The 12,298-nt window shown below is 71.5% G+C and carries 12 protein-coding genes; 11 read left to right on the top strand and 1 reads right to left on the bottom strand.

The genetic code is table 11. The features are described from left to right. Positions 1-21 precede the first annotated feature (21 nt). From ACTIE5_RS21915 to ACTIE5_RS21870, 10 genes are all read left to right on the top strand, one after another. Positions 22-1,422: an ATP-binding protein gene (locus ACTIE5_RS21915; RefSeq protein ID WP_439551852.1), complete on the top strand. Its 1,401-nt coding sequence runs from the start codon at positions 22-24 to the stop codon at positions 1,420-1,422. 114 nt (positions 1,423-1,536) lie between these two features. Further along, positions 1,537-1,791, top strand: coding sequence for a hypothetical protein (locus tag ACTIE5_RS21910; RefSeq protein WP_439551851.1), 255 nt, complete (start codon positions 1,537-1,539; stop codon positions 1,789-1,791). A 27-nt stretch (positions 1,792-1,818) separates the two neighbouring features. Continuing rightward, a complete protein-coding gene (locus tag ACTIE5_RS21905; RefSeq protein WP_439551850.1) occupies positions 1,819-2,943 on the top strand; it encodes a YbfB/YjiJ family MFS transporter in 1,125 nt (374 codons plus the stop codon). Between the two features lie 310 nt (positions 2,944-3,253). Further along, complete coding sequence (locus ACTIE5_RS21900; protein WP_439551849.1) at positions 3,254-4,438, top strand: CaiB/BaiF CoA transferase family protein; 1,185 nt, start codon at positions 3,254-3,256, stop codon at positions 4,436-4,438. A gap of 5 nt (positions 4,439-4,443) precedes the next feature. Continuing rightward, a complete protein-coding gene (locus ACTIE5_RS21895) occupies positions 4,444-5,352 on the top strand; it encodes a hydroxymethylglutaryl-CoA lyase (protein ID WP_439551848.1) in 909 nt (302 codons plus the stop codon). Positions 5,353-5,410: 58 nt separating this feature from the next. Continuing rightward, a complete protein-coding gene (locus tag ACTIE5_RS21890; RefSeq protein WP_439551847.1) occupies positions 5,411-5,923 on the top strand; it encodes a CHAP domain-containing protein in 513 nt (170 codons plus the stop codon). A gap of 53 nt (positions 5,924-5,976) precedes the next feature. Continuing rightward, complete coding sequence (locus tag ACTIE5_RS21885; protein WP_439551846.1) at positions 5,977-6,954, top strand: Bug family tripartite tricarboxylate transporter substrate binding protein; 978 nt, start codon at positions 5,977-5,979, stop codon at positions 6,952-6,954. 87 nt (positions 6,955-7,041) lie between these two features. Continuing rightward, the gene (locus tag ACTIE5_RS21880; protein ID WP_439551845.1) at positions 7,042-8,169 is read left to right on the top strand and encodes a glycosyltransferase family 4 protein; all 1,128 of its coding nucleotides are present in this window, start codon (positions 7,042-7,044) and stop codon (positions 8,167-8,169) included. Positions 8,170-8,274: 105 nt separating this feature from the next. Further along, positions 8,275-9,150, top strand: a complete 876-nt coding sequence (locus ACTIE5_RS21875; protein ID WP_439551844.1) for a metal-dependent hydrolase — start codon at positions 8,275-8,277, stop codon at positions 9,148-9,150. Then, entirely contained in the window at positions 9,150-9,965 is an 816-nt protein-coding gene (locus ACTIE5_RS21870) for a methyltransferase domain-containing protein (protein ID WP_439551843.1), read from the top strand. Before ACTIE5_RS21875 ends, ACTIE5_RS21870 begins: the two co-directional genes overlap by 1 nt. 260 nt (positions 9,966-10,225) lie before the next feature. Here the strand turns inward: ACTIE5_RS21870 and ACTIE5_RS21865 are convergent, their stop codons facing one another. After that, on the bottom strand, positions 10,226-11,233 hold the full coding sequence (locus ACTIE5_RS21865; RefSeq protein WP_439551842.1) for a TerC family protein: 1,008 nt from the start codon (positions 11,231-11,233) through the stop codon (positions 10,226-10,228). A 532-nt stretch (positions 11,234-11,765) separates the two neighbouring features. Here ACTIE5_RS21865 and ACTIE5_RS21860 point away from each other — a divergent pair. Further along, positions 11,766-12,050 carry a twin-arginine translocase TatA/TatE family subunit gene (locus tag ACTIE5_RS21860; protein WP_439551841.1) on the top strand — a complete coding sequence of 95 codons (285 nt, stop codon included), beginning with the start codon at positions 11,766-11,768 and terminating at the stop codon, positions 12,048-12,050. The last annotated feature ends 248 nt before the right edge of the window (positions 12,051-12,298 follow it).

Below are 12,298 nucleotides of genomic sequence, written 5' to 3'. Positions count from 1 at the left end.
TCGCCGGCCGGGAATGACGTGATGCCGAATACGTCGCCGGCCAATTTGCCGCTGATCGGCCTGCTGCGCAGCGCGTCGGGCCGCTTCGCGCTGCTGTTCACCGCCATGTTCGCCGCCGCCGCCACCGCGGCGGCCGTCGTGCTGTGGTGGAACACCGCCGGGGCGCTGGACCGGCAGACGGATGCCGCGATCCGCGCCGATGCCACCGCCCTGGTCGAACGCCAGCGCGATGCCGGCCTGCCCGGCCTGGTCGCCGCCATCGAAGATCGCCTGGCGCTCGATGTGCAGAATGAGAGCCTGTACCTCCTGCTCTCCCCGGATCGCCGCGTGCTGGCCGGCAACCTGGCGGTCTGGCCGCCGGAGGCGGAGGCGGATGCCCCCTGGATCCGCATGCCCCTGCTGCGCGACGGCACGGAGAGCGAGGCGCGGATGCTGCGCATCGACCTCGCCGGGCAGCATCGGCTGCTGGTCGGCCGCGATGTCGCGGAGAAACTGCGGCTGCGCGGGCTGCTGAGCGAGGGGATCGCATGGGCGGCTTCCTCCTCCGCCGCCATTGCGCTGCTGGGGGCCTGGCTGCTGCGACGGTCGCTCGAACGGCGGCTGATGCCGGTCTATGGGACCGCGGCGGCGATCGGGGCCGGCGACCTGTCCCGCCGCGTGCCGCTATCCGACCGGCAGGATGAATTCGACCGGCTGGGCATGACGATGAACGCGATGCTGGACCGCATCGCGCAGTTGATGGAGGGCGTGCGCGGCGTGTCCGACGCCATCGCGCATGATTTGCGCACCCCCATCGCCCGGGCGCGGGCGAAGCTGGAGGAGGCGCTGAACGACGCGGCGGATGAGGAAGCCTTGCGCGCGGCGGTGGAGCAGGGGATCGCCGACCTCGATGGCATCGCCCGCGTCTTCAAGGCGGTGCTGCGCATCGCGGAGGTGGAGGCCGGCGCCCGCCGTGCCGCCTTCGCGCCGGTGGACATGGTGCCGACCCTGGCCGATGCGGCAGACCTGTATGGCGCGGCGGCGGAGGCGCGGGAGCAGGAACTGGCGGTGGACCTGCCGGAGGCGCTGAACCTGGTGGGCGACCGCGATCTGCTGCTGCAGGCCGTGGCAAACCTGCTCGACAACGCGTTGAAGTTCACCCCGGATGGCGGGCGGGTCGCGCTGTCGGCGCGGGTGCTGGATGGGGTCGTGGAGATCGCGGTCGCGGATAGCGGGCCGGGCCTGGCGCCGGATGATCGCGCCCGGGCCGGGGAACGGTTCTTCCGGGCCGATACCTCCCGCAACACGCCGGGGTCCGGGCTCGGCCTGTCGCTGGTGCGCGCGGTGGTGGCGCTGCATGGGGGCGTTGTGGTGCTGGAGGATACGGTGCGTGGCCGACAGCCGCCGGGGCTGACCGTGCGGCTGCGCCTGCCGAAGGGATGAAGCGGCACAGCCCAGGCAGCGGGGGCCGATCGTTGCGCTGGCGGGCTGCCGCATGACGCCGGTTTCACGGGCAGGCCACGGGCTGGCCCGGGTGCGGTTTGCCATGATCCGGGCATGCGCTTGCCGTCCCTGCTCTTCGGTGTTGCCCTTGCCGCCCCCGCGATCGCGGACCAGCCGCTGCGCGTCACCACCGACAGTCCTGAGTATTGCGGGCTTCTCGCCGCCCGGCTTACCTCCCAGCAGGGGGTGGACCGGCAGGCCATGGCCCTGGCGGCGGAGGGGCTTCGGCTCTGCGACAGCGGGCATATCCGGACCGGCATCGCCAAGCTCCGCCGCGCGCTGCGCGCGACCCACGCCCAAGGGGGCTGAGGGCGGGGCCAGGGGCCCGTTTCTTCGATGACCTGGTGGCGGCCGGCGGTTGCGGGCTGGGGGGCGATCTGCGCCAGCATCGGTCTCGCGCGCTTCGCCTATGTGCCGCTGTTCCCGGCCATGGTCGCGGCCGGCTGGGTGGATGGCGGGGGTGGCGGGCTGCTGGGGGCGGCGAACCTGGCGGGCTACCTCGCGGGCGTCATGGCGGGGCGGGGGTTGGCGCGGCGCGTCGGCGTGCCGCGGGCGCTGGATGCGGGCATGGCGCTGGCAGCGCTGTCCTTTGCCGCCTGTGCGGTTCAGGGAGGGCTTGCCTGGTTCTGCCTGTGGCGGGCTCTGGCCGGCGTGGCGGGCGGGTTCCTGATGGCGCTGTCCGGGCCATCCGTCCAGGCGAGCGTGCCGGCGGAGGCGCGGGGCCTGGCGGGCGGCATGGTCATGGCGGGTGCCGGCACCGGGGTGATGCTGGCGGGGTTGCTGGTGCCGCTTCTGCTGGGGGGCGGGCTGGCGATGGCCTGGCTTGGGCTATCGGTCGCCGTGCTGGTGATATGGCTGGTGGTGCGGCGCTGGTGGCCGGACCCCGCCGTGGTGCCCGCGCCGGGGGCCGGGCAGGGCGTGCCCCGGGCCGTGCGGCTGCTGCTGGCCTACGGGCTTTCCGGCGCGGGGATGGTGGCGCCGATGGTCTACCTGGCCGATCTGGCGGTGCGGGGGCGCGGCCTGGCGGTGACATCGGGCAGCCTGGTCTGGGTGCTGTTCGGCGCGGGCGCGGTGGCGGGCACGCTGCTGGGCGGGCGGATCGCGGGGCGGATCGGCGGGCGGCGCGCGCTGCCCGCCTGGATGGCGGTGCAGGTGGTGGCCCTGGCCGCGGCGCTGCTGCCCTGGTGGCCGGCGCTGCTGCTGGCGGCGCCGCTCGGCGGCTTCGCCGGCGTGGGCGCCACGGCGGTGACGCTGGTGGCGGCGCGGGAGGTCGCGGGCGTGCAGGCTTCCATCGTCTGGGTGCGGGCCACGGCGGGCTATGCGATCGCGCAGGCCGGCACGGCCTTCGCGCTGGCGGCGCTGTTCGCGGCCACGGCGGAGAGCCATGCGGCGGTCTTCGGTGCCGGCCTGCTGCTGTCGGTGGCCGCGCTGCTGGCGGCCTGGATCGGACGCCAGGGCTGATCAAAGCGGGCTGAACAAAGCAGGCTGACCAAACCGGGCTGAAAAAAATCAGCCGGGGCTTCCCTGGGGAAGCCCCGGCCAAGTTGATGGGTACCGGCAAGATCGGGGGGAAGTGGCCGGCACCCGGGAGGGAGAGACGGGCTGCGAAGATCGGCAACCCAAGGGTGTTATCGCGCAGCTTGGTTTCCCGATCCTTTCCGGAGGGCCAACTTTTCGATTCTGGCCATCGAATCCGCGTGAGCGGCCCCCCGGCTGCCGACCCGCCCGCTTTGCGGTAAGGGGGTACGACCACGCCGGGACGGGACACAGCATGACGACGCCGCGGAACCTGCCGCTTCAGGGCCTCAAGGTGGTGGAACTCGGCCACTACATCGCCGGGCCCTTCGCCACGCGCCTGCTGGCCGATCTGGGGGCCGAGGTCATCAAGGTGGAGCCGCCGGAGGGCGACCCGATCCGCGGCTGGGGCAGCCGGCACAATGGCCATCCCGTCTGGTTCAGCATCCATGGCCGCAACAAGCTTTCCGTCACGCTGGATTTGAAGAAGCCGGAGGGGCGGGAGCGACTGCGCAAGCTCTGCGCGCGGGCCGATGCGCTGGTGGAGAATTTCCGGCCCGGCTACCTGGAGCGCATCGGCCTCGGCCCCGATGCGCTGCACCAGGCCAATCCGCGCCTGATCATCGCCCGCGTCTCCGGCTACGGGCAGGACGGCCCCTATCGCGACAAGCCCGCCTTCGGCGCGATCGGGGAGGCGATGGGCGGGCTGCGGCATTTGACGGCGACGCCGGGTGTCACGGAACATGCGCCGCCGCGCTGCGGGGTCTCCATCAGCGACGATCTGGCGGGGATGTACGCGGCGCTCGCCGTCGCTTCCGCCTGCTGGGGCGTGAAGGGTGATCCGGATGCGAAGGGGCGGGTGATCGATGTCGATCTCGTCTCCTCCGTCTTCTCGCTGATGGAGGGGATGCTGCCGGAATACGGGCTGACCGGCGCCATAAGGCAGCCCGCGGGATCGGCGATCCTGACGGCGGCGCCGACCAACACCTATCTCTGCGCGGATGGGAAATGGCTCTGCGTGGCGGGCAATTCGGACCTGATCTACCACCGGCTGATGACGCTGATCGGGCGGGAGGATCTGCGCGACGATCCCCGCATGGCCGATAATCGCGGCCGCTGCGCGAATGCCCGCGAACTGGACGAGGCCATCGGCGCCTGGACCCGCACCCTGCCGGCGGCCGACGCGCAGGCGCGGCTGGAGGATGTGGATGTTCCGTGCTCCCGCCTGTTCGACATGCGGGACTGCGCGGAGGACCCGCATTTCCGCGCCCGGCAGACGGTGATGGAGGTGGCGGACCCGCTGGTGGGGGAGACGCTGCTGCACCCCGCCGCCCCCTTCCGCTTCGATGGCATCGAGCCGCGCGAGATGGTGCGCTGGACGGGGCCGGCGGTCGGCGCGCACAACGACCATGTGTTTCGTGAACTGCTCGGGGAGGAATGACCGCGATGGAAGCCATCATCAGCGAGGTCGCGCCGCGCGACGGCCTGCAATCCATCGGTCCCTTCGTGGCCACGGAGATGAAGATCGAGCTGGTGCGCAGGCTCCACGCCGCGGGGCTGCGGCGGATGGAGATCGGCAGCTTCGTCAGCCCCCGGGCGATCCCGCAGATGGCGGATACGGGCGCGGTGCTGAAGGCGGCACTCGCCCTGCCGGGGCTGGAGAGCACGGTGCTGGCGCCGAACCGCAAGGGGTTCGAGATGGCGCGCGATGCCGGGGCGCATCGTGTCGGCGTCTTCATGTCCGTCACGGAAAGCCACAACAAGGCGAATGTGAACCGGTCGCGCGAGGACAGCTTCGCGGATCTGTCGGGCATCGTGCGGGATGCGGTGGCTTCGGGGATGAAGGTGCGGTTCAACCTCTCCTGCGCCTTCCACTGCCCGTTCGAGGGCGTGGTGTCGGAGCATGACGCGCTGGACTGGGTGGAGCGCGTCGTCGCGCTGGATCCCACCATCGAGATCGCGATCTGCGACACCACCGGCAATGCGGCGCCGGACCAGGTGGGCCGCATCTTCGACCACGCCATCCGGTCCTGGCCCGGTGCGGATCGCAAGCCGCGCATGGCCTTCCATGGCCATGACACCTACGGCATGGGCGTCGCCAATTGCGCCGCCGCCTGGGAAGCCGGGTGCCGCGTGATCGACAGCGCCGCCGGCGGGTTGGGCGGCTGCCCCTTCGCGCCGGGTGCGACCGGCAATGTGGCGACCGAGGATGTGGCCTGGCTGATGCGCCGGATGGGCGTGAGCACGGGCATCGATTGGACGAAGCTGCTGCAGGCCGCCGACTACGCCGCCGCCATCCCGGGCGCGCTGCCGGGCGGGCGGATGCGGGCGGTGCCGGCGGCGCGGGTGGCATAGGGCGGAAGGGGCTGATTCCGTCGTGGCGTCGCCCTGATTGCGGCGCTAGAACAAGCGCATGCGCGCCGTCCTTGCCATGCTGCTGCTGCTGGGCCTGGCCGCCTGCGGGTCCTCCCGCCAGGCGGGCCCGGCGACCGGCGCGCTGGCGCCGCACCGGGCGGAGTTGGGGGAGCCTATCTCCTGCGTCCCCTACGCCCGCGCCCGGTCGGGCATCAGCCTGGCCGGCGACGCCTGGCAATGGTGGGATGCGGCGGCCGGGCGGTATGACCGCGGGCAAGCGCCGCGGGCGGGCAGCGTGCTCGTCATCCAGCGAACGGCGCGGATGCCGTCGGGGCACCTCTCCGTCGTCACCCGCGTGGTGAACAGCCGGGAAGTCCTGGTGGACCACGCCAATTGGGCGTCCGGCGCCGCGCGGGGGCGGATCGCGACGGATCAGCGCGTGGTGGATGTCTCGCCCAGGAACGACTGGTCGCTGGTGCGGGTGTGGTATCCGCGGATCAACGACCTCGGCACCACCGCCTTTCCCGCGCGGGGCTTCGTCCATGCGCAGATGGCCGTCGCGGCGCGTTGAGGACAACGCCACGGTAGGGCATTCTCCCGCGCAACATCCCGGGAGGATTCCTCATGCGCCTCACCCGCCGCGGCCTTGCCGCCTCCGCCGCCGCGCTGGTCGCCGTGCCACGTCTGGCCCCCGCCCAACCTGCCTGGCCAGACCGGCCGGTGCGGGTCATCGTCTCCTTCCCCGGGGGATCGACGCCGGACATGGCGGCGCGCGCCGTCACGGGGCATTTCGCCACGGTCTTCGGCCAGCCCTTCGTGGTGGACAACCGCGCCGGCGGCGGCGGTGCGATCGGGACGGAAGCGGTGGCGCGGGCGACCGATGGCCACACCATCGGCGTGACGATCGGTGGCCCCGGCAGCACGGCGAAAATCCTGAACCCCGCGCTGGGTTACGATCCCGCGACGGATCTGGTGCCGATCTCGCTGCTCGCCCGCCTGCCCTTCGTGCTGGTGGTGCATCCCTCCGTCCCCGCCCGGACCGCGCGTGAATTGTTCGATTATGCCCGCGCCAATCCGGGCAAGCTCAATTACGGATCAACCGGCCCCGGCACGCTGTCCCACCTGGCGACGGAGGATCTGGCGGCGGCGGAGCGGTTTGAGGCGGTGCACGTCTCCTACCGCGGTGTTGCGCAGGCGGTGCTGGACCTGGTGGCGGGGCGCATCCAGGTCTTCATGGCGCCGCTGGCGGGTGTGGCGGGCCAGGTGCGTGAAGGCGCGCTGCGGGCGCTGGCCGTCACCGGCCCGGCGCGGATGCCGCAATTGCCGGAGGTGCCGACGCTGCGGGAAGCCGGCGCGCCGGGGGAGCCCGTGGTGGCCTGGATCGGCCTGTTCGGCCCCGCCGGCATGGCCCCGGACCGCGTCGCGCGCCTGGCGGCGGAGGCCCGCATCGGCCTGCAGAATCCCGACCAGCGCCGCATCCTGGAAGCGGCCGGGTTCGAGCCGGTGGGCAGCAGCCCGGCCGATTTCGTCGCCCTGCAGAAGGCGGAAATCGAACGCTGGGGTGGGCTGATCCGCCGCCTGGGCGTGAGGCCGGAAAGCTGAGGCCGCCGCCAGGACGGGGGAAGGGGCGGGCCGAATGAGAGGGGGGCGAGAGTTCGCAGCTGGTCTCACAGGACCTGGCCTCCGGCCATGGTGAAGCCGCCGCTTTTCGTGGTCACCCAGAACTTTCCGCCGGACACCGGCGGTATCCAGGCCCTGATGGGCGCCTTCACCCAGGCGCTGGTGGAGGCGGGCCATCCGGTGGAGGTCTTCGCCGATCGCATCCGTGGCGATGCGGCAGAGCTCGTGTCGCCGGGCTTCGTGCTGCGCCGCTTCGGCGGCCCCCGGCCCCTGCGTCGTGTGGCGAAGCGCTGGGCCATCGCCCGGGCCGCGGCGCGCCGCCCGCCGCACGCCATCATCTGCGACAGCTGGAAGAGCATCGAGGCCCTGCCACCCGGCGTGGCGCCCCTGCTGGCCCTGGCCCATGGCATGGAATTCCCGGCAGGGCCTTCGGCGCGCAAGGCGGCGCGAATCCGGGCCGCACTCTCCCGCGCCACCGCCATCGCCCCCAATTCCCGCTACACGGCGGGCCTGCTGCGGCCCTACCTGCCGCCCACCGTACCCTGTGTGCCGATCGGCCTGCCGATCCGACCCCAACCCCTGCCGGGAGAGGCCGAGGCGGCGCAACTGCGCGCCATGATGGCGGGCGAGGGACCGGTGCTGCTGACGATCGGGCGGCTGGAGCCGCGCAAGGGGATCGATGCCGTGCTGCGTGCCCTGCCTGGGCTCGTCGCGGGGCATCCGGGGCTTCGCTACCTCATCGCCGGCAGCGGGGATGACCAGGGGCGGCTGCAGGCGCTGGCCCTGGAGCTTGGCGTTGCCTCCCGCGTCATTTGGCTGGGGCGGGTGGATGAGGCGATGAAGGCCGCGCTGTTCCAGGCCGTGGACCTTTTCGTCATGCCGACGCGGCGTGAGGGGAATTCGGTGGAGGGCTTCGGCCTGGTGTACCTGGAGGCGGCCTGGCATGGGTTGCCTTCCCTCGCGGGCCTGGATGGCGGCGCGGCCGATGCGGTGGAGGATGGGGTGACTGGCATGCTTTGCGACGGTGCCGATGGGGCCGCGGTGGAAGCCGCCATCGGCAACCTCCTGGCGGCACCGGACCGCCTGCGGGCGATGGGCGAGCGGGCCGCGGCGCGGGTGCGGGCGGAGTTCGTCTGGCCGCGGGCCCTGCCGCGCTACCTGGCGCTGGTGGGGTTGCAGGACGGACCGCCCCGGTGACGCGGGGTGGCGCGGCTCCGCCGTGATTTCTTAATTGTTCAAAACGGTTTCCTTTGTTATCGCCCACCGGACATCTCATTTCCGTGACCCAGGGGCGCGAACCGAGTGGATGCCGCCGAGGATATCGTGCCGCGCAACCTGCGTTTCGGGGTACGCGAGAATGCGGACTGCGCCTGGTTCGGCGGTGATCCCGTGCTTTCCGCCGTCTTCGACGGCTTTGCCGTGATGCTGCCGGAGGGGGAACGGTTCTTCATCCGCTCCCTCCGTGCCTATCTGCCGGGCATCGAGGATCCGGCACTGCGGGAGGCGATCCACGCCTTCGGCGCCCAGGAAGCCTTCCACACGCGGGAGCACGAGGCCTACAACGACGCCATCCGCGACTTCGGCCATGACGTGGATGCGATGGAGGCGCGATCGGCGAGTGTGCTGGGGGCTGTGAAGAGCCCGGCACAGCGCCTGTTTGCGACCTGCGCGATGGAACAACTGACCTTCGCGCTGGCGCGCTTCATCCTCAAGCGCCCGGCGCTGATGGATCAGGCCGCGCCCGCCTATCGCCGACTGTGGCGCTGGCACGCCCTGGAGGAGATCGAGCATTCCGCCGTGGCACTGCGGGTGATGCGGGCGGTGGACCTGCGCATGCCGGCCTGGCGGCGCTACCTGAACAGGGTCATGGTCCTGAACATCGTCATCCTGCGGATGTTCGGCCTGGCCGTGTCGAACATGGAGACGCTGCTGGGCGCGAAGGATGGCAAGCTCGGCTGGCGGTTGCGGTCGCGGCTGGCCTGGGTGCTGCTCGGCCGGCCCGGCTTCGCCTATGCGCTGATCATGCCCTACCTCGCCTATTTGCGGCCCGGCTACGCCGGCGGCGGTGGCCCCGTGGATGCGGCGCTGCTGGCGGAAGGGCGGCGGCTTCTGGAGCAGGACCCCCCGCAAGCCGCGCCGCCACTCCAGCGGCAGGCGCCCGCCGCCGCCATGGCCTGATGCCGAGCCCGATCTTCGCCCGGATGCTGCGCGCGACGGAGCGCGGCGCCTTCCCCCGCCTGCGGCGCGCCGGCTGGAAGCTGGCCTATACGGTGATCTCCGGTGCCTGGCGTCAGCCGCGCTGGCGTTTCATGAACTACGGCTACATTCCCCCCGGACCGCCCTTCGTGCTGGATGCGGCGGAGGAGGCGGAGCGCGCCTTCATCGGCCTGTACCACCAGGCGGTGCAGGGGCTGGACCTGCGCGGCGCTGCGCTGCTGGAGGTGGGGAGCGGCCATGGCGGCGGCGCAGCCTGGCTGGCACGGCACACGGGCGCCGCCAGCGTCACCGGCGTGGACCTTTCCGCCGCCACCGTGGCCAAGGCGCGGGCGCTGAACCGGGACGTGCCCGGCCTGGTCTTCCGGCAGGGGGACGCGGAGGCGCTGCCCTTCCCGGACGGCAGCTTCGATGCGGTGGTGAACATCGAATCCTCCCACTGCTACGGGCGCATGGACCGCTTCGTGGCGGAGGCGGCGCGCGTGCTGCGGCCGGGCGGGGTCTTCACCTGGGCCGATATGCGCAGCCCCGCCATGCTGCCGGCCTTGGACGCGGCCTTCGCCCATCCGGCGCTGGAACGGCTCGACGGTGCCGAGTTGAATGACGGGGTGCTGGCGGCGCTGGACGCGATGGAGGCGGAGAAGGCCGCCGAGATCGCGCGCCAGCCCGCCTTCCACTCCATCACGCGGGAATTCGCCGCCATGCGCGGTTCCACACTGCGCGGGGCGCTGGAGCGGCGGCAGACACTGTACCTGGCCCGTCGCTTCCGCCGGCACTGAGCGCCAGCCCCCGCTACCGCCTCCACCCCCGCCACCGCGCGAAGCTTCGGCCGTCCGTCCGCTCGCCACGACCCGTGCGACGCGCGCCGGCGCGGCGTCATGCCGCCTGATTGCATCAGGATGGGCGAAGCGGGCGGCCGAAAGGGGTGTTGCCCGGCGCGCAGGGATGGCATCGGCATCGACGCCTGGAACGCAAAGGGGCCGGCTGGCATCGCTGCCGGCCGGCCCCCGTTGTGCGGACCCTTTCAGGCCCGGCGTTGTCAGGCGGCCGGGGCGACCGGCGGGTCGTTGCGGGTCTTCCAAAGGCTGTAGAAGATGCCGCCCGCGATCATCGCCAGGGTGACGCCGAGCGAGATGGCCGGGTCCACCTTACCGAAGATCTGGTTCCAGAAGATCTTGCCGCCGATGAACACCAGCACCATCGCGAGCGCGAACTTCAGGTAGTGGAAGCGGTGCACCATGGCGGCCAGCGCGAAGTACAGGGCGCGCAGGCCGAGGATGGCCATGATGTTCGCGGTGTAGACGACGAAGGTGTCGGTCGTGATCGCGAAGATCGCCGGCACGCTGTCCACCGCGAAGACGAGGTCGGCGATGTTGATGACGACCAGCGCCAGGAAGAGCGGCGTCGCCCAGGCGACGACCTTGCCGGTCTTCGGGTCGGGCTGGCGGACGAAGAACTTCTCGCCATGCAGCTCGTCCGTCACCCGCATGCGCTTCTTGAGGAAGCGCACGACCGGGTTCTTGGACACGTCCTGGTCGCCTTCCGGCACCACCAGCATCTTGATGCCGGTCGCGATCAGGAAGGCGCCGAAGACGTAGAGGATCCAGCTGTATTCCTGCACCAGGGCGGCGCCGATGCCGATCATGATGCCGCGCAGCACGATGACGGCGATGATGCCCCAGACCAGCGCGCGGTACTGGTACTTCCGCGGGATGGCGAAGAAGCCGAAGATCAGGCTGATGACGAAGACGTTGTCGATCGACAGCGCCTTTTCGATGAAGAAGCCGGTGAAGTAGGTCAGGCCGGCATGGGTGCCGTCCTCGGTCGTGATGTGGCCGGCTTCATAGGCCCACCAGATCGCGCCGCCGTAGAGCATGGCGAAGCAGATATAGAAGGCGGAGAGCTTGAGGCTTTCCGCGATCCCCATTTCCTTGTCTTCCTTGTGCAGCACGCCAAGGTCGAAGGCGAGCAGCGTGAAGACGATGGTGAAGAAGCCGGCCCACATCCAGACGGGTTTGCCGATCCACTCGGCCATCATGAATTCCATGGTTGTTCGCTCCGGGCCGCTGGGGCCAATCCGTGGGGTGGCCACAAGACGTGAATGGGGTGTCCCGGCGCGGACACGATCCGGGCCGGGTCGTGTGTTATTCTCTGGCGATCCGACATCGCGACGGGCGCGGCGGCCCATCGGGCACGCGACGCCCGGACGCCAGAGGGGCCCGGATCAGGACCGAGATAGAGGAGGCATTACCCTCACGCAATCCCTTATCCATGAAATTTGGCGCCGGCCACGGGCGTTCCGGCGCATCGCGGCTCTATGGCGCCATGATGGGGATGAAACGTTAACCGCGACCTAAGGCGCGTGATGGCAACGGCTACCACCGGGCTGGCGGTACAGGGGCCGGGCGAGGGGCCGCGTGGCGGCAAAATGTCCACCCCCCGTTGTGTGAAGATGACGGACGCGCCATGTGACGGTTTGCGCCGGGCGGGGACGCGCACTAGTCTCCCGCCTGGAAATTGTCCGGCCGGCCCCAGGGATTCACCTTGGGGGCAGGCCCCTTTGGGATCGAGGCGTCACGATGGGTTCCTTCAGCATCTGGCACTGGCTCGTGGTGCTGCTGGTCATCCTGCTGCTCTTCGGCAGCGGCAAGATCAGCGGCCTGATGGGCGACCTGGCCAAGGGCATCAAGTCCTTCAAGCAGAACATGAAGGAAGACGACGTGAAGGACGCCTCCATGGCGGCCGACCCGGCGGCGCAGACGCCCGCGCAGCCCGCGGGCTCCATCGCCGCGCCGGGCGCCCCGCATGGCGCGCAGACGACCGGCACGACGCAGGCCGCCAACCCGTCCCGCCCCGCCGCCTGACCGGCAGCGCCCGCCTGCCGCACCAGCGGCAGGGGGCGCAGGAGGGGGCAGGCAAGGCCCGGCCCCGGCCGTTTCGCGGCCGTGGTTGATGCGATCCGCCCGCGGCCCTAGGTTGCCGTCGCAATGACGAGCCCCGCCCTATGGCGGGGCCGCGCGCCGACCCCCGCCCCCGGGGGGGGGCGGCGGGGGTGGGGGGGGGGGAGGGGGGAGAAGCCGCGCCCCCCCCCGCCCCGGGCCGCGGCGGCCAC

The sequence above is a fragment of the Falsiroseomonas sp. genome, from assembly GCF_051859025.1.
GTDB lineage: Bacteria > Pseudomonadota > Alphaproteobacteria > Acetobacterales > Acetobacteraceae > Falsiroseomonas.
Note: the sequence above shows the minus strand (reverse complement) of the source record. Positions and strands in the feature narration are given on the sequence as shown.